This window comes from Robertmurraya mesotrionivorans (assembly GCF_050971805.1).
In the GTDB taxonomy this organism is placed as follows: Bacteria; Bacillota; Bacilli; order Bacillales; family Cytobacillaceae; genus Robertmurraya_A.
On sequence record NZ_JBPCCH010000027.1, the window covers coordinates 33700 to 52688 of the forward strand.

The following is an 18989-nucleotide window of genomic DNA, read 5'->3' on the forward strand; positions in this document are numbered from 1 at the left end:
CTTTGTTAAAGTTAATAAAAAACGGAGAGGTCTATGCACCAAACTATCTTGGTGTAAGAGATATCCTCATTGCAGACGATAAAATTGCTTTTATAGAGGAGCAAATAAACACTCCTACTTCTTTTGTCCCTATCGAAGTGATTGACGCATCTGGTCAACTTATCGTGCCTGGATTCATTGATTCTCATGTTCATATTATTGGTGGTGGAGGAGAAGGTGGATTCAAAACAAGAACCCCAGAAATTATGTTAACAGATATAACGATGTCTGGTGTAACAACTCTAGTTGGTGTGCTTGGAACTGATGGTACAACAAGGAGAATGGAAAGCCTCCTAGCAAAGGCCCGAGCACTAGAAGAAGAAGGCGTTACCTGTTATATCCATACAGGTTCTTATCAAGTACCAGTCAAGACATTAACCTCAAGAATTGAAGATGATCTGATTTTAATTGACAAAATTATTGGTGTTGGAGAAATTGCTATTTCTGATCATCGCTCCTCTCAGCCTACATTTGAAGAAATAGTTAAAATTGCCACAGCAGCTAGAAATGGTGGGATCTTATCTGGAAAAGCTGGACTTATAGAAATCCATGTAGGGGATGGAGTGGAGAAACTATCATTGTTAGAACAGATAATCGAGAAAACAGAAATCCCTGCTAGACATTTCCATCCTACTCATATTAATCGCAATAAGGAGTTATTTGATGCGGGTATTACGTATGCAAAGAAGGGTGGGTATGTCGACTTGACCACTAGCACCATTCCTCAATTTTTAGAAGAAGGAGAAGTGAAGTGTTCGACAGGATTAAGATTAATGCTCGAAAAAGATGTCCCTATTAGCAGTATTACTTTTTCGTCAGATGGGCAGGCTAGTCTTCCTTATTTTGATGAAAGGGGCGAATTTAAAGGGCTAAAAGTGGGGAAAACGGCTTCGTTATTCCGGGAGGTAAGGGATGCAGTATTAAATGAGAAAGTCTCTCTAGAGCAAGCAATCCAAGTGATTACATCAAATCCAGCACAAGTTCTCAAACTACCTCAAAAAGGCAATATTCAAAAAGGTAAGGATGCTGACCTTGTAATTTTAGATAAAGAAACATTAACCATTCATACGGTCCTTGCAAAGGGTCAAATAATGGTGGCCCAAGGTTCTCCTTTAGTGAAAGGGACCTTTGAGTAAATTCTAAAGTAAAACCTGTGCCTAAGAAGGTAAGTAGTTCGTTTTGAAGTACAAAATTAGAACTAACCTTGCTATTCAAACGGTAATTCACACCAAATTACATGCAATTTGATAAGCAAAAATGCTTGGAACGTGTGTCTCCAAGCATTTTACACATTGTTTTCACTAAGTTTGAAAAATAAACGGAGAAATTCCGTTTATTTTGGGAAATACCAACATTTCCCGCAAAATAAGCGGAGTTTTTCCGCCTATATGAACCTAATCTTTAGATTTAGGTAAATATAGAGAAGTTAATCGGAATATTTCCGCTTATATCTGCTTCTTGAGCCCCTACTATAGACATTAACCGGAATTTCTCCGACTATGAATTTCCATACCTCCTCGAAAAAGTTAACAATGAATAACAACAGTGTCTTTTCTTTTCAGATAACTTGTCTTTCTAACTTGAATATCCAAACACCTACCTACCACTTTCAGCACATCAATCCCCAATAGTTTTTGTACTCGAAAGCCGAACCCGTTACTAAGATGGTGCGGGTTTTTTTCTTCCTCAAATTTATGTATTCTATTCTTTCAAATTCCCAAATAAATTGGAGGATGGGGATTTTTGTTTGTAAGGGGGAAGGAAATGATAAAACCTTTAACCAGTGAAATACATGATGCTCATACGAGGATAACCATCCAAGCTGCAGTGGACGCCATTCTTCAGGATTCTCCAATGGATGAAGTGATTTATGGGTATGTTATAGCGGTTTTGGATCAGACTTTGCCATCTACCATAAATCAAGGAGTAACTAACCCTTTGTCAAAACAGACAGCTAATTTATTAGACATGGCTGGTATTCAACTAATGTACATAGAAAAAGGAATGTATTTTTACCCTATATCAGCGTTTCCTAGGGAAGGGATCTTTTCTACTCTGTCACGTAGTGAGCGGTTAAGGGCAATCAACTTGCTTGAGAGATTAGAAGTACCATTGGAGAGCTTACCAGAACCTTTTACCAATAATCCAGGTTTGACTCAAAGTATGAAGAATACGATAACCCAGATTACGTTTTTGGGCTATTATTCGGAATGGACTGGATATGGATCAACTCGATTCAACCGACCTGATTTTAAACGTATCGAGTATTTTCCAATTGGATGGATTCAAACAAAATACCCAGGACCAGCATTTGGATATCGAAATCTTCGTGGATTTCTATTGAATGGATCGAACAAAGGGGGAAATCATCATGTCTAATCCAGATGTTATAGTCATTGGTGCAGGAGGTGGTGGAGCAGTGATAGCGAAGGAGCTTGGGGAAAAGGGTTTAAAGGTATTAATTTTAGAAGCGGGCCCATGGTACGGAAATCAAAAGTGGCCCAAACCAAATCTTCAAGCTGGAGATAAAGAAAGTTCCGATAAAAATGATTTGGATATTACTCTTTATAGGCAACAAATGAACAAGTATGAAGACAATATGAATAATTTGGTTACAGGTAGATTTCGATGGGGACCAGCAAATAGAGATCGGGCACCATGGGTTCGCTTAGCACCACATAAGCAAATTATTTGGCAAAGTGCGGGTGTGGGAGGGTCCACACAGCATTATACAGCTAATTCTCCTCGTGCTTTTCCATCAGCCATTGACCAAGTATGGCCCGTCTCCTATCGAGAACTCATTCCTTATTATGAAAAGGTAGAAGCCACATTGCCAGTCCACTTTGCACCAACAACAGCAAAGGAAGAATTATTTTATTTCGGAGCAAAAAGAGCGGGGTGGCAGCTTAATTCTACCTTAAATGTTACAAGTCCGGGCTATCGTCCACAGCCCAACGCAATCTTACCTGTAAATAAAAATATTAATAATGTAAATGTTTCACTTGAGCAATTATCGTGGATGGAAGGATGTACCCTTTGTGGACATTGTATAAATGGCTGCCCACATGGTCCTTCCGTAGATAAGGTTGCAAAGAGATCAACAACCGTTAGTTACATACCTTTGGCTATGAGTACTGGTAATGTCACGATTAGACCTAATTCATTTACAATAAAAATCTTAACGGATACCAGTTGTTCTCGAGAGTTACATGCGACTGGAGTCCTTATTAGGGATACATGGACAGGAGAAGAGGAAGAACTAAGAGCGAAGGTAGTTGTTCTTGCTGGAGGTAGCATAGAGAGCCCGCGACTGTGGTTAAATTCTAATCTCCCACAAAATCCATGGGTAGGTAAGGGTTTAACGAACCATTATATGGATTGGGTAACTGGAATCTTTAATGAAAAAGACCTTATGTCTATCTTAGGCGAACCGGACATCAATCCTTTTATTGGACATACATGTGGTGCAAGACTCGATTTTCCTGGCTTAGGCTCGATGCAAACGGCCGGTATGAGCCCAGGACTAACAGCTTCTCTTTCCTATGGAATTAGTCAATTTGGGTGGAATATCTATCAAAAGGAACAGTCCAACTGGGAGTTTCATAATCAAATTGTTGGAAGCAAATTAAAAGATTTAATGTTAAATTACAGAAAAACGTTAAATATATTAATCATTACAGACGATGAGGTTGATCATAGAAACGGAGTGAACCTCAATCCTACAATAAGTGATGAACATGGTCCAGTACCTAACCTGAGCTATATTCCTACAAAGAAATCTATAAAAAATAGAAAAGAATTAATGAAAATGGCTATTCATATTTTGCATAAGGCTGGGGCGAAACAAATGATTTCATCTAACTGGCCAGCAGGAATCATGATTCATTTAGAAAGTACAATGAGAATAGGGTTTGTAGTGGATTCTAATTGTGAAGCTTACCAGGTCAAACAGTTATTTATCGCTGATAATAGTGTTCATTATAACAGTTTGGGTGGAGTAAACCCCACACTTACCACGCAGGCATTAGCGACACGTACAGCTGAAAAACTAATTGAAAAATATTTCAATTAGTATGATTACTAAATGAATGGTCATGATACTACTATAGGAATTAACATGCCTGGAGGGGTTATCATATGAATCTTTTTGAGATGATTCATGACACATTCGAACCATTTTTAGATGGTGAAAAAAAGCCATTAAATGTAATGGAAGTCTCGAATTTATGGTTTTTTTTATTAGGTACGGAAACATCACTGCGCAACGAGGAACTTGGGTACAATTTAGCTCAGGATGAGGAATTAAAAAGGATCATCTTGGATTCAAAGGAGAACGTACATATTCCCATCAGAGACGAGTTAAGAGAATTCTTAATAAAAGAAGGAGTCCCACTCCCAAAAAATACACCGGAAAAACCTGTAGGGGATTTTCGTGATATACCTGAGGGTGCCAAATTAAATGATGAAGAGCTAGCTAATCTAATGTCATATAACTTAGCAAGTGGTGTCGCATACGCTGCTAGGGGACTTACAGAGTCCATACGGGCAGACGTTGGGTTACTTTTTTCAAAGATTATAATGAAAAAAACACTCGCAGGGTTACAAGTAAAACAGTACTTAGAGCAAAATGAGTGGCTACGCATTCCTCCCTATTACAAACCATAAATACAAAAAGTAATTAGGTCTTACTTAAAGTAGGACCTTTTTGTGTTACGGGTGTTAACCTGACACAAGCCCTTTGTTTACAAAAGTCGTATACATGTTTACTTAATGTAAACAACTTGTATACTTTTGTGTTTACATGTATACAAACGTGTATACATTCCGTTTTAATCATATGTATACGCCTTTGTAGTGGTTGTTTACAATTATGTTTACAAAAAGCCCTTTGTTTACAAGGTGTTTACAGGTTTACAATTATATTTCTTTTCAGTAAGGTTCATTGAATAATCTAGTAATCTCCTATACCCTTTAATAGAAAGATACATAGAAATTATCAGCAACTAGGAGCTATAAATCTATTAAAAGAGAAGGGATGATCTATTATGTCAAACTCTAGAATTGCAGCAGTAGATGTTGGAAATGACTCGATTAAAGCGATCTTTGGGGAGATGGAATATGAAATTAATATTCCTAATATTGTTGCCAGGGATACAGAAGATCGGCCGGTCATTGGAATAGAGGAACTGGATAGCAAAAATCCCTTTGATGGCATTCATATTAAGGTTCATTCTCCTGCCTTAAAAGACAATAATGCCATTTATCGAGTAGGTAATCTTGCAACGAAAAGCAGCAATGCAACAGAATTGGATCCAGGAAGTAGCAAATCAGAAGAGGATCAAACATTGGTAATGCTCTTTGCTACATTGGCATTGGATGCAGTGAAAGAAGAGAATACAGGCATTTTTCCGAGATCAAAACAGGTGATTGATGCCAATTACACGCTTGGTACTGGTCTTCCACTACGAGAAGTAAAGGAAGGAAAGGATGCGGGGTACCGATCGAAATTAGTCGGTTCAGTCCACCAAGTGGAATTTCTTGTTACACCTAAGTATCAAGGGTTAAAAGTAAATATTAAATTTAACGAAGTGAAAATATATCCAGAAGGTTTTGCGGCTTATATTAATCTTGTGATGGATACCCAGCTAAAGATTATTAATAAGGATTTAATAGATAAAAGAATTCTTATTCAGGACATCGGAGGACTTTCCACGGATATTGCCGTCATTAAAAATCGTAATGTCGACGATGATAAGGCACAAGGATTCAACCTAGGCGTTTCTGAATCTCTAGAAGCCATAAGAGAGGAAATAAGAACAAAACATGGGGTGGAGTTAGATAGCCGTCGTGATGTGGTAGAAATTATCACCAGAAAAAATGATCGTAATCATATTATGGTGAAAGGTAGTCGTACGAGTGTTCATGACATAACGGATCGTATTTTACTGGAGTTAGCCAAAAAACAATACCGTTTGTTGAGGAATATTTGGCAAAAGAACTCTCAAACGGAAATCTGTTATTTTGTTGGTGGCGGCGCACATGTATTAAAGGACTATATTAAAACACTAAATAATAATTTAGATGGTTACAATATTGAGTTTTTTGAAGATGAAAAAGAGAGTATTTGGATGATGGCCAATGCCTATTACAAGCTTATTACGGATTATGTAAGGAAAGTTGAAAAGCCAAAGAAAGCCCAAGAACCAGTTAAGAACTCATAGGTGATGATATGAATAAATCAGCTTCCAATGAAGTGAAGAGGGGCCAAGCAATCTCCTTTCGAATTCCATCTGATACGCCAGATCATTTATTAAAGTATTTACAAAAGTTGAAGGAAACCGAAAGAAGAAATTTTTCTAGTAAAATAGCTGAATTTGTCATGCAGGGAGTTAGCCAGTCTTCGTCCAGGGAGCAGGAAACAATCACGATTCCCATTCCACATAAATTAAGCAAATCCCAACGAAACTGGTTAAAGCATGAGCATTCAGAGGCTTTGCTTGGAAGTATCATGTACCAGCTGTTAACGGATCCTGTTCGAGCAACTGCATTGCTCGCGTCCTTAAATAGTAATGCTCTAGATATATCAGATGCCTTATATTTACAGGAGGAGGATTCTAAACTTGATGAGCAGTTCGTTGAGCCCATCCCTGAAATAGCAGTTTCAAAAGAGCTAGAGGCATCAGAAGATGATCTGGATGCCTTTAGTTGGGAAAGTATCAGTCAGGAAGAACCAGAAACAACGGACGAAGACCAAGATCATGAGAATGACCTTGATAGTCTTTTAGGTGATTTTCTTTCAAAAATGAATAAATAGTCATACCTGATCCCTTTGTCTATTTCTAGATGAAGGGATTATTTATTTTCCTAAAAAAATTTCCCAGGAAGTATTAACAACATTTTGTTTAACATTTTTGTGTAAAAAAGGGCAATTGACTATGCCTCAGTGCCCATAGGGCGGGAAACAAGAGTCCAGCGGGTAGATACTCGAATGATTATATTTATCTTGTAATATACTTACTTTGTGTATTAAGATTTCGATAATTAGTAAGGTTCATTGTATGTATGGAGGAGAAACAAGTGAAGCCATTTTTAATTATTACTCAAATTCTGTATGTCCTATCTTTACTGCCTTGGTTTGTCATTTGGGGTATGTCTTTTATGAGCTTTGATGCTGGCATTGGTTTCTATAATTCTTTATTTGTCATCATTATTACCTTATATCCGGTTGCGGTCATTGTTAGCTCGATTCTTTCTTGGGTATTCCATCGAAAAAGAAAGAAGCTTTCAGTTATTCTTAATTTGGTTCCGATGGTATGGGTGATCGCCTTTGCTGTATTTATGTTATGGAATAGCTAATGAGATGTTATAAAACGAAAAGGACGATCATGAGCACATCCCTCATCATGATCGTCCTTTTCGTTATATCATCGTATTTGTCCGTTACCAGACATCATAAATTTCACTGTTGTTAAGGCAGGTAAGCCCATTGGTCCGCGAGCATGTAGCTTTTGAGTAGAAATTCCAATCTCTGCTCCAAATCCAAGTGCTCCGCCATCTGTAAACCGTGTGGATGCATTATGGTATATAGCTGAAGCATCTACTAAACTCATAAACTTTTTCGCTGTTTCTTTATTCTCGGTTACAATTGCTTCGGAATGCTTAGTTCCGTAAACTTCAATATGGTCAATTGCTTCTTCGACATTGTTAACTGTTTTGACAGCTATGTCTAAGCTTAAATATTCGTTTGCCCAATCTTCCTCCGTCGCTGGGACCGTATTTGGTATATAGGTTTGAGCCATTTTATCGCCATGAACGATAATGCCATGTTTATTGAAAATCTCAACTAGATGACTCTTGTTTTTGATAAGCCAATCTTTATGAATAATGGCTGTCTCTAACGCATTACATACAGCAGGACGGTCCGTTTTCGCATTAATGAGTATGTTTAATGCTTTATCAACATCTGCTTCAACATCAATGTATAAGTGGCAGTTTCCAACACCAGTTTCGAGTACAGGAACGGTTGCTTGATTCACCACCGCGTTTATAAGAGAAGCTCCACCTCTAGGAATGAGCACATCGATATGTTGCTTCATAGTAAAAAGCTGCTGAGTAGCTTCGCGATTTGTACTTGCGATGAATTGAACAGCCTCTTTTGGAACCAAGGTGTGATTTAGTGCTTCATGCATGACTTGAACGATTGCTTGGTTTGATGATAAAGCAGATGATCCGCCTTTTAAGACAATAGCATTTCCCGATTTGAGGGCAAGACCGGTGGCATCAACGGTCACATTTGGACGTGCCTCATAGATCATTCCTATGACACCTAATGGAACGGATACTTTTTCAACCAATAAACCATTGTCTAATGTCCAACTTGATAGAATCTTCCCCGTTGGATCCTCTAGAGTAGCTACTTGTCGTAAACCTTCAGCAAACTCCAATACTCTTTCTTTAGAAAGGGCCAGACGATCCATGTAAGCAGCGTCATAGCCTTTTGCTCGACCCGCATCTAAGTCTAGCTTATTTGCCTCTAAAATCACGTCTGTCTTTGTTACTAACGCGTCGGCTAGAACATGCAAAACCGTATTTTTTTCAGAAGTTGATAATTGGCTAAGGACTTTTGCTGCTTTTTTTGCAGCAATGGCTTGGGCTTCAACATTTGTAAATTCCTTAGTTACTGACATGCAATTCCTCCTTTTATATGACAACAGGCAGTGATAGCTCTAGTTCACACACAAAGTGTTCGAATTGAACAACCTCATCATTCCTCAATTCTTTACCTATAGATTTCATAATCAGCTCAAGTTCTTCAGTTGAATAATTCACTACACCTAATCCAACTCTTTCGCCCTGGTGGTCTAGGATTCGAATAACAGAACCTTTTTCAAACCGTCCGTTCACCTTCTCAATATGGGAGGATAGAATGCTCTGTTTACACTCAACAATGGAGAGCTTTCCGTGTTCGTTTATGAAAATTTCCCCCTTTGGACCGGAGTGAAAGGCAATCCATTGTTTCTTTTGATCTAAGTTGACCGTCTCGGTAGAAAGTTCGAAGTAAGTCCCTTTGGCGGTACCTTGAACGGCATCATTTAATATATTTGAAATGGTTGCTTTGCCAAGAAACGTACTAATACCTGAAGCCATAGCAATCTTCGCTGCATCAATCTTAGACTTCATTCCTCCTGTTCCGACAGAACTTCCCGAACCACCAGCACCTTGTTCAATTTCAGGTGTAATTTCGTATACTTTTTCTAGAAGTTTGGCATGTTCATTTTTGCGGGGATCTGAATCGTAAAGTCCATCTATATCAGATAAAATGATCAGTTGGTCAGCTTCAATTAAACCAGCCACTTTAGCAGATAATGTATCATTATCACCAAACTTTAGACGGTCGACTGTAACGGTGTCGTTTTCATTAACAATAGGAATAATTCCTCGTTCTAATAAGACATTTAGTGTATTGCGAACGTTATGATAGCGGGTCTCATCGGAAAAATCACTACGTGTAATTAATATCTGTGAGGCAATATACCCATGGGATAAGAAAATCTCTGAATAGGCTTCAATTAGTAGTCCTTGGCCAATAGAGGCTGCCGCTTGTTTCTCTGGGAGAGAAGTGGGGCGGTTAATGCAACCTAGTTTACGATATCCAGCCGCGACAGCTCCGGAGGATACAAATACAATTTCATGACCAGCATCCTTTAAAAGAGCAATTTCATCTGCTAATTTTTCAAGTTTCCGCCGACTAATTTCCCCATGTCGACTGGTTAAAGAACTGCTTCCTACTTTTATTACAACCCGTTTCTTTCTGTTTTCGAGGGTCGTCATTTTATCACTCCTGAGGCAAATTTATATATTTTTTTATTTTGTTGACGGTCTAACTAATAGACTTTCTTTTATTTGGTCACTTATTTCTTTTGAACGTTTGGCAGCGAATTCTACGGCTTTTGCTATCGCCTTTCCACCGCCATTTACATCTAGTGCGTGGAGGCCAGCAGCTGTCGTGCCGTTAGGGGAGGTCACTTTTTCTCTAAGAACGGTAGGGGTATCATCTTGTTCCTGGACCATTTTTGCGGCTCCAACAATCGTCTGAGCGATAATTTGTCGAGTTGTTTCTAAATCAAAGCCTGCTTTTGCTCCTTGTTGTTCCATATGCTCCATTAAATAATAGAAATAGGCTGGGCCACTTCCGGCAAGTCCTGTGAATATATCCATATTCTTCTCATCGATTTGAAAGACCTCACCTATGCACTCAAGTAACTCTTTTGTTACGTATACGTGATTTTCTGCTGTATTATGACCTGGGGATATGGCAGTAGCGGATTCACCGATTGTACTTGATGTATTCGGCATCACTCGAACTACTTGCTGGCCATCATGAAGGTTTTGTTCTAGATATGTTGTTGTAATTCCAGCTAAAACGGATAAAATGAGTTGATTAGATTTAATTCGGTGTTTTAAATGGTTTAATGCTTGATCGACATCCTTTGGCTTCATAGCCAAGATAAAAATATCTATTTGGTCAAACGGTAGATGGTCAAGTTTCAATCCTTTAATTCCATACTTCGCTTCAAGTGCAGCTAATCTTTGTTCATTCGAGCGGTTTGTAGCAATAATATTTTCTGCTGGAATTCTTTCTGATAGAACTAATCCAGCAATCATTGCTTCTGCCATTGAGCCTGCACCTATAAATGCAACTGTCTTATTGTGTAGCATCTCATCTCTCCAATATTGTTCGTATTTTTGTTCGTAATATATCTCAGAATTTAATACTAACATGGTGATTTTCATATTCAAGGGGTTCAAGAAAGGTTAGGAGTATTTCTTCCAATTAGTTAGTGTAAGCGTTACCATGCGGAGTTATATCCGTTAGATAGCGTCTCAGCATGGATAACAGCGTCTCAGCCGTGTATTTGGAGTTTTTTTGGAGGAATGGGACAAGCAATCAATTGATAAAAACATAAAAAACCCCAGGAGAATCATCTCCTGAGGGCAAATATTGGCCTTAGTTTACTCTTTTAATTCTTCCTTCAGACTTGTAGTCAATTGAGGAAGTAAGGGATTTAACAAAATCAACAGTTGCATCTAAATCAACTGGGCCAACTTCCATGCTTGAAGATAGCTCATTAATGCTTGAACCTGTGTTTCCGTACATATAGTTGTTTACGACCACCGTGTATTCTTTTACTGGGTCAATTGGAGTTCCATCAGGTAATGTGATATCTACTACTTTTCCAGTCTTAGCAGTATCGTCATATGTGTACGTATATTTGAATCCAGAAATATGGTAATCAAGGCCTCTAGCTGTAATTTGCTCATCTAGGATCACACGTAAGTCTGCGCCACTTAGAGTAGCTTTATTTAGAACATTACCAAATGGTTGAATAGCAAATAAATCACCGTAAGTTACTTCTCCAGCATCAAGTTGAGAGCGTACTCCACCGCCGTTCATAAGTGCAAAATCAGAATCCATTGCTTTTTTCATACCATCGGCAATGAGGTTTCCTAAACCTAAATCACCAAATTCTTTAGCAACTATTGGATATCCTTTTTCAAGGGTAGTAAGGGACTGTCCAACTACTTGTGCTTTAATAGGTTCTACTTTTTCAGCATATTTTTTCATAATCGTAGCCACTGCTGGATCTGGAGTGTACTTGTCTTGGTAAACGGTTTTAATTTCTGCTGATTTCTTAAAAATATCTCCTGTAAAAGGATCGATTTCTAAGTCTACATCAGAGAATGCAGAACCGTAGGAATAGGCTTGTACAATCAGCTTATTATCAACTACACGATTCACTTTTACATGATTGTGAGCAGCAAAAATCACGTCAACTTCATCATTTACTTGTTCTGCAATTTTACTAGCATCATAGTAATCAGTGTATCCAGTTTGTGTAGCAGGATTATGAGCAAGAACAGCAATTGCTTCTACACCTTGAGCTTTTAATTCAGCTGTGTACTTGTTAATGGCTTCTACTTCATCTGTGATTTTAAGAGATTCATTGCCTTTTGTGACAATCATTGAAGGAGTTTCTTGCGTTACCACACCAATAACTCCAATCTTTTGCCCACCAGTTTCAAGCACTGTGTATGGTTCAGTGATTAACTCTCCATCTCTTGTATCATATGCATTTGCTGCAACAAGAGGGAAGTTCATTCCATTATAACCAACAGTCCCATTCGGATGGTCTCCACCGTTGATTATTCGCTTAAGCTCATCGATTCCTTCATCAAACTCATGGTTTCCTAAAGTTCCAGCATCAAAGCTGATTTCTTCAAGAACTTCAATCGTTGGTTCATCTTGGAAAAGAGCAGAGATAAGCGGACTTCCTCCAATCATATCACCAGCATGTAAGATTAATGTGTTAGGGTTCGTAGCTTCTTCTTGCTTTAAAGCACCAGCTGTGTACTCAATTTGACCAGCTAAAGAAGTACCAACTTTTGTAACAGTGTCTAACTGACCGTGTAAGTCATTTACACCTAAAAGCTGAACCTTCACTCCGCGGTTTAGGTTGATATTGAAAATACCAAATCCAGCTGAATCTTTTTTACCAGTATAAGTGAAAGGGCTATTTTCCCCAATGTATTGCTCTGCCTTTGGTGAAGTTGTAAACGTCACATTCACATCACCAGAAATAGGTGCGATTGACCAGTTGTTATCAGCTGTTGGTGTAATGACTTTTTCTTCAGAAATATAATCCATTAAGATTTGACGGTTTTCATCCGCAGAATCAACCACTAGTTCACTGCCCTTGACTCCAGGGAAGTTACCGCCACCACCAGCACGGTAGTTATTTGTTACAACAATAAATTCTTGCTCAGGGTCAATGGGTTCACCGTTGTATTCTAGATTCACGACGCGGCTAGATTCTGGGTTTACTAGATTACCTTTTGTATCGTACTTAGCTGGTTGTGTTACATCAATTTGATACTCTACTCCATCAATCACATCGAAATTATAAACTGGGAAGGATGGATTTAGAAGCTGCTGTTCTTCTGTTTTAGCTGGATCAATTTGATTAAATTTCCCTGCAGTCATCTCAATCCATTCCTTAACAACTGCACCTTTTACTTTCACAGCTTTTAATGTGTTATCGTAAAGGTATAGGTCACCAGCGCTACGAATCGTTAAGTCACCTTGCTTAATTTCTGTATACTCTTCAACACCATTTCGTCCTGCTTTAAATGGTGCACCAACAGATAGGATAGGAAGGTCTTTTAATTCTGGTTTGTTCAAACCAATATATTTCTCTACATACCATTTTTGTGCGTTTGTCACCACTTGAATAGAAGGATCATCTTGCACAAGGGCAAAATAGCTATAAATATCATCGGTTGTTGTTCCGATAGGAGTGTTTACATATTCAATCGTTGCATCGTGATCAGCTTTTACTGCTTCTACAATTTTTTCATCTGGCTTTACTGTATCGATTGCACGTGTAGAAGATTGAGAATCTGCAACAGACCATTTTCCTTTTACCTTTTGTAGGGTAAGGTCGATAATACCTAAAGCTCCACCACCGTAACCAGCTTGTACAGCTGCAACGCCATTAATGGTTCCTTTTGCATTGTCTACACCTGGTAGAGGTTGTCCATCCGCACCTTTGAATAATGCATCTAGTGAACTAACATCTTTTGCAGGAAATACCTTATGAGTGTGTGAGAAAGTAATCGCATCAATTCCATCTACTTTACTTAAAGCATAGACGGTATCTTCTGTATTCCCTTCATTCCCGCTAAATCCAGAGTGAGCCATTGCAACAATTACGTCAGCTCCTTCTTCCTTCATCATTGGAACAAAACGTTCGGCAGATTCTACGACATTCTTGGTAATAACTTTTCCATCAAGATTGGCTTTATCCCATTCGTTGATTTGAGGTGGGACAAATCCGATATAACCAATTTTAATAACTGCCGTTTTGCCGTTTTCATCCGTTACTTTTTTCTCAATAATTTTATAAGGTGTATATTTATTTACATCGTTGGTTGGATCGTTATCATGATCATCCACATAAACGTTCGCATTAACGAACGAGAAGTCCGCATCATCATATACTTCGTCAAGATATTCTAAACCATAGTTGAACTCATGGTTTCCAAGGGTTGCCATGTCATAACCCATTAAGTTCATTGCTTTAATAGCTGGATGAACTTCTCCGTCCTCTAAAGGATCAATCTTGGCTTTGTATGTTCCAAGAGGAGTCCCTTGGATAAGGTCACCATTGTCTACTAGTACAGAGTTATCTGCCTGTGCTCGTGCTTCTTTTACAAGTGTAGCAGTTTTTGCCAAACCTAACTTTGGAGCGGTTGCATTCTTGTAATAATCAAAGTCTAATAGATTCGTATGAATATCAGTTGTCTCCATGATACGAAGTTCAACTTCTGATTGAACTTTGTCAACGGAAGGCTTTGCTGCAAGTACATTGGTTGGTATTAATGGTGCTGCAATCATGCTTAGAGCAAGTGTGCTAGATAAAATTTTATTACCTTTCTTTTTGCTTTGCAGTTTCATTCGATCCATCCATCCTTATCGTCTTATTGAGATATTTAGGGTCTCTAAACTAAAATATAGCATGGCTAATGTTAAGTTGGTGTTAAAAAATTAATAAGTTTGATAAGTTGAATAGATAGTCCTAATATGCAGAAAAAACGACAATTTTCACGTGGTCTTTTCTCCCTCTAATATATCAATTGGTATAGGTATAATTGCATGAAAGATCAATTTTGGAAGAGATTAACAGAGTGAAGTTGTTCTTTAAAAAGAAAAAATTAACAAGGGCGAATAGGCTAAATATCCTTGACGAATATATGGATAAAAATTATAATATTCTGCAAAGAAATGAACGAAGAAGCGATGAGAGGAATTAGTACATCTTGTACATGTGTGAAGAGAGTGGGGGCCTAGGCTGAGAGTCCCTGCCACCGCTGACAGATAGAACCTGTCCTTGAGCAGTTAGCAAAAACTAACCGTTTCCCCTCGTTACGGGGGTTTGAGAGGCAGCCTTTTTAAGGTTGCTAAAAAGGTGGTACCGCGGATTAACTCTTCCGTCCTTTTAAGGATGGAGGAGTTTTTTTATTTAGACGGACAATATTAGAGAATGAGGGATGGAAGTGGCCAAACAACGCATCGTTGTAAAAATCGGGAGTAGTTCGTTAACGAATTCGCAAGGTGGACTATCAAAGAATAAGATCACAGAACATGTGGCTGCCCTGTCTAAGCTGAAGAAGGAAGGAAACGAAGTGATTCTTATTTCTTCAGGAGCAGTGGCTGCAGGATTTTCAGTTTTAGGTTATCAGACAAGACCTGTGACCATTGCTGGTAAACAAGCGGCTGCCGCTGTGGGCCAGGGCTTGCTCATGCAAAGCTACTTTGAAGAGTTTCAAAAAGAAGGAATCGTGTCAGCACAGCTTCTTCTAACAAGAAATGATTTTTCCCAACAAGAACAATACAATAATGCCTATTCCACACTATCCGAGCTTTTAAAGCGTGGGGTCATACCGATAATTAATGAAAATGATTCGGTTGCGGTAGATGAACTAACATTTGGCGATAATGACATGCTTTCTGCTTTGGTTAGTGGATTTATTCATGCCGATATGCTCATTATTCTTACAGATATAAATGGTTTGTATGACGGAAATCCCCGCAAGGACCCGAACGCTAAAAAGTATAATTTCCTCCCTGAGGTTACAGAGGATGTATTAGAGGTTGCGGGAGGTTCTGGTTCAAAGGTCGGTACAGGTGGGATGCGTTCTAAGCTTGAGGCAGCAAAAACGGCTTTATCTGTCGGTGTGAAGGTGTTTATCGGCAAAGGAGAAGGAACGGATAAGCTAATAGATATCGTTACTGGTAAGGGTGATGGCACTTATATTGGCTATAACTTAGGGACTTCCTTAAAAAGTAAGAAACAGTGGATAGGGATTCACTCGCATATTGCCGGACGAATTGACATTGATTCAGGTGCTGAATATGCCGTTATTCACCAAGGAAAAAGCCTTTTGCCAGCAGGGGTAAAACATGTTGATGGTTCCTTTACACGTGGTGATGTGGTTGAGGTATGGAATGAAAAAGGTGAGTTAATTGGAAAAGGGCAAATCAATTATACAGTTGATGAGCTATCCAAAATTAAAGGACTTTCTAGTAAAGAAGCCAATATAGTAAATATGCATAATCGAATTGAAGTCATTCACAGAGATAACTGGGTTACTTTTACAAAGGAGAGGAAACAAAGATGACAGAATTATTAGAAAAGGCACGTCTAGCAAGTACTCTAGCAACGAACTTAGCACTTTGTACAACCAAGCAGAAAAACGATGCATTGCTCCTTATAGCTAATCAATTACTAGAGGATATTCCTTTTATATTACAAGAGAATAAGAAGGATATTGAGGCAGGGAAACAGAGCGGGATGGGGGATAACTTACTCGATCGTCTCAAATTAACAGAAGAACGTATTCAAGACATGGCAGAAGGTGTAAGACAAGTAGCTACCTTAACAGATCCTGTTGGTGAGATTTTGGAGGGCTGGGATCGCCCGAATGGTCTTCATATTGAGAAAGTCCGAGTTCCTCTTGGAGTGGTCGGAATGATCTATGAAGCAAGACCAAATGTAACGGTTGATGCAGCAAGTCTTTGCCTGAAAACGGGTAATGCGGTGTTGTTGCGTGGAAGTTCATCTGCTATTCATTCAAACAAAGCGATCGTAGCGGTCATTCACCGTGCACTTGAAAAGAGTGAATGTCCTCGAGAAGCGGTGCAGTTACTTGAAGATACAAGTAGGGAAACGGCCTCACAAATGTTTAAGTTAACCGAGTACTTAGATGTTCTTATCCCTAGAGGAGGAGCAAACCTCATTCAAACAGTTGTAAATAATGCTTCTGTTCCTGTTCTTGAAACAGGGGTGGGGAATTGTCATATTTATATTGATGAAAGTGCAAGTAATAAAATGGCAATTGATATTGCCGTAAATGCGAAAACCCAACGTCCATCCGTGTGTAATGCTGCAGAAACGATACTTGTTCATCAAAAATGGGCAGATCAGCATTTAGAAGATTTAATTAAAGCGTTACATGAGAAAAAGGTTGAAATACGAGCAGATGAAAAGGCAAGACAAATCGATAAAGATTTACTTCCTGCTACTGAAGAAGATTGGGAAACGGAGTTCTTAAACCTAACAGTAGCACTTCGAGTGGTTTCAAATGTAGACGATGCAATCAGTCATATTGCGAGCTATAGTTCAAAGCATTCAGAAGCGATTATTTCGGAATCTGCTGAGAATGTTGAGGCATTCTTTAATAGAGTAGATGCAGCAGCCCTATATCACAATGCTTCTACAAGGTTTACCGATGGCTTTGAGTTTGGATTTGGGGCAGAGATAGGGATTAGTACGCAAAAGCTTCATGCTCGCGGTCCAATGGGCTTACCAGCGCTTACCTCCACCAAGTACATTGTTCGTGGAACGGGGCAAATAAGAGAATAAAAAGTAGTCAAAAATAGAGTAGCAGATTCTCGAGCTACTCTATTTTTGATTTAAATTTTTTCCAAAACAAAAGGGTATTTATGGTAGTATATAGGAAGAGGTAAATCGTATTAACCGAAATGCAACCCTGGTTTAAAGGAGTAAGTATGAAGGAACTTTATACGGAAATTAATAAAACACTGTATTATTTTACGATAACTGTTGTTATTGCCATTATGTTAATGGGTCTGTTAGTTGACAATCCACATTTTAGTCAAGGTGGAATAGCATTTTTTCTCCATGGGTTATTCCTCGTATTCTTTGCTATTTGTCTATTGTTGTATCCGAGATATACATCTCATTATTCCCGATTGCTCATCATGATTTCATCATTTGTGTATTTTTATTCACTATTCTTTATGTATCCTGATACATGGTCAAACTTTATCTTTTTGTGCTTTGTTCCAGCTATATCGATTTTATTTTTTGATCCAAAACTCTTTTACTTTTCACTGGCACTTAATAGTTTTGCTATCATAATGACTTTCATATATATCATACTTGTTGATCAAGGTGTTCGTTATTCCTATATCCAAGAGGATCTTGTGGGAAATATAATCAATTTCTTTGGTAGTCAAGCTATCATTTACTTTATTTTTTATATATCCTATGGTCGGTTAAAGAAACAACAACTATATTTTCAACAAATAAAACAGGCAGAGCGTTTGAAGACGACTGGACAACTTGCAGCTGCAGTTGCTCATGAAATCAGAAATCCTTTGACAGTAGTTAAAGGATTTTTACAGTTTTACGAGCAATCCAATGAAGTAGATATTGAGTTGAAAAAACATTTTCATTTAATGGTGGATGAGCTGAACACAGCGGAACAGGTCATATCGCAATTTTTATCGATTGCAAAACCAACAAAGGAAAAGGAATTAGAACCGGTAAATATCAGGCAAGTTCTTCAAAGTGTGACCGATTTGCTCCATTCCTACGGTCTATTACACGATAATCAAATCGAGTTACAAATTGTAGAAGACTCCTATGTGGCTGCTAATACAATTGAAATGAAACAGTTATTCATTAATATCATTAAAAATGCAATCGAAGCATCGAATATTGGAGATTCTGTCGTAGTGAATGCTTCAAAAGTTAAAGATGTTGTTGAAATTAACGTTATTGATTATGGTCAAGGGATGACAGAGAAAGAAATTGAGTCTCTAGGAACTCCGTTTTATTCTTTAAAAAGTAAAGGGACCGGACTGGGAATGATGATTTGTTTTAATATTGCAGAGAATTACAAAGGAAAAATAAGTTTCAAAAGTACAAAAGGAGAAGGAACAACCGTTACCATTCGTTTTCCATCCCTCATATAGTCTTCTTTAGAAATGTAAGTAAACGTCCGGATTGAAGTGACCCCATAAAGTTAGACATTTTATTTCATCAGGCAGCTCTTAAGGTCTGAGTCCGGTATTGTACCGGACT

At 38.4% G+C, this 18989-nt stretch carries 14 protein-coding genes and 1 other annotated feature; of the genes, 10 read left to right on the forward strand and 4 right to left on the reverse strand.

What is annotated here, in order from left to right:
- The first annotated feature begins 2 nt into the window (after window positions 1-2).
- The 7 genes from iadA to ACRX5O_RS22945 all read left to right on the forward strand — a co-directional run bounded on the left by iadA (window position 3) and on the right by ACRX5O_RS22945 (window position 7395).
- Window positions 3-1175: a beta-aspartyl-peptidase gene (gene iadA / locus ACRX5O_RS22915; RefSeq protein ID WP_433908063.1), complete on the forward strand. Its 1173-nt coding sequence runs from the start codon at window positions 3-5 to the stop codon at window positions 1173-1175.
- Between the two features lie 628 nt (window positions 1176-1803).
- Complete coding sequence (locus ACRX5O_RS22920; RefSeq protein WP_433908064.1) at window positions 1804-2418, forward strand: hypothetical protein; 615 nt, start codon at window positions 1804-1806, stop codon at window positions 2416-2418.
- Window positions 2411-4111: a GMC family oxidoreductase N-terminal domain-containing protein gene (locus ACRX5O_RS22925; RefSeq protein ID WP_433908065.1), complete on the forward strand. Its 1701-nt coding sequence runs from the start codon at window positions 2411-2413 to the stop codon at window positions 4109-4111. The genes ACRX5O_RS22920 and ACRX5O_RS22925 overlap by 8 nt, the downstream gene beginning before the upstream one ends.
- Before the next feature lie 65 nt (window positions 4112-4176).
- Entirely contained in the window at window positions 4177-4704 is a 528-nt protein-coding gene (locus tag ACRX5O_RS22930) for a DUF3231 family protein (protein WP_433908066.1), read from the forward strand.
- Between the two features lie 380 nt (window positions 4705-5084).
- Window positions 5085-6260, forward strand: a complete 1176-nt coding sequence (locus tag ACRX5O_RS22935; protein WP_119710389.1) for a ParM/StbA family protein — start codon at window positions 5085-5087, stop codon at window positions 6258-6260.
- Between the two features lie 8 nt (window positions 6261-6268).
- A complete protein-coding gene (locus ACRX5O_RS22940; RefSeq protein ID WP_433908067.1) occupies window positions 6269-6853 on the forward strand; it encodes a hypothetical protein in 585 nt (194 codons plus the stop codon).
- 263 nt (window positions 6854-7116) lie between these two features.
- Window positions 7117-7395: a hypothetical protein gene (locus ACRX5O_RS22945; protein ID WP_433908068.1), complete on the forward strand. Its 279-nt coding sequence runs from the start codon at window positions 7117-7119 to the stop codon at window positions 7393-7395.
- Window positions 7396-7463: 68 nt separating this feature from the next.
- Here the strand turns inward: ACRX5O_RS22945 and ACRX5O_RS22950 are convergent, their stop codons facing one another.
- The 4 genes from ACRX5O_RS22950 to ACRX5O_RS22965 form a co-directional block, all read right to left on the reverse strand.
- Window positions 7464-8726 (reverse strand): glutamate-5-semialdehyde dehydrogenase, encoded by a 1263-nt coding sequence (locus ACRX5O_RS22950; RefSeq protein WP_433908069.1) that lies wholly within the window; start codon window positions 8724-8726, stop codon window positions 7464-7466.
- Between the two features lie 13 nt (window positions 8727-8739).
- Entirely contained in the window at window positions 8740-9870 is a 1131-nt protein-coding gene (proB, locus tag ACRX5O_RS22955) for a glutamate 5-kinase (RefSeq protein WP_433908070.1), read from the reverse strand.
- A 33-nt stretch (window positions 9871-9903) separates the two neighbouring features.
- Window positions 9904-10758 carry a pyrroline-5-carboxylate reductase gene (proC, locus tag ACRX5O_RS22960; RefSeq protein ID WP_433908071.1) on the reverse strand — a complete coding sequence of 285 codons (855 nt, stop codon included), beginning with the start codon at window positions 10756-10758 and terminating at the stop codon, window positions 9904-9906.
- 289 nt (window positions 10759-11047) lie between these two features.
- The gene (locus ACRX5O_RS22965; protein ID WP_433908072.1) at window positions 11048-14554 is read right to left on the reverse strand and encodes a bifunctional 2',3'-cyclic-nucleotide 2'-phosphodiesterase/3'-nucleotidase; all 3507 of its coding nucleotides are present in this window, start codon (window positions 14552-14554) and stop codon (window positions 11048-11050) included.
- Window positions 14555-14887: 333 nt separating this feature from the next.
- Window positions 14888-15098 (forward strand) — a binding site (T-box leader).
- A 49-nt stretch (window positions 15099-15147) separates the two neighbouring features.
- Here ACRX5O_RS22965 and proB (ACRX5O_RS22970) point away from each other — a divergent pair.
- From proB (ACRX5O_RS22970) to ACRX5O_RS22980, 3 genes are all read left to right on the forward strand, one after another.
- Entirely contained in the window at window positions 15148-16278 is a 1131-nt protein-coding gene (gene proB, locus ACRX5O_RS22970) for a glutamate 5-kinase (RefSeq protein ID WP_433908073.1), read from the forward strand.
- Window positions 16275-17522 (forward strand): glutamate-5-semialdehyde dehydrogenase, encoded by a 1248-nt coding sequence (locus ACRX5O_RS22975; RefSeq protein WP_433908074.1) that lies wholly within the window; start codon window positions 16275-16277, stop codon window positions 17520-17522. Before proB (ACRX5O_RS22970) ends, ACRX5O_RS22975 begins: the two co-directional genes overlap by 4 nt.
- A gap of 146 nt (window positions 17523-17668) precedes the next feature.
- A complete protein-coding gene (locus ACRX5O_RS22980; protein WP_433908075.1) occupies window positions 17669-18880 on the forward strand; it encodes an ATP-binding protein in 1212 nt (403 codons plus the stop codon).
- Window positions 18881-18989: the final 109 nt, after the last annotated feature.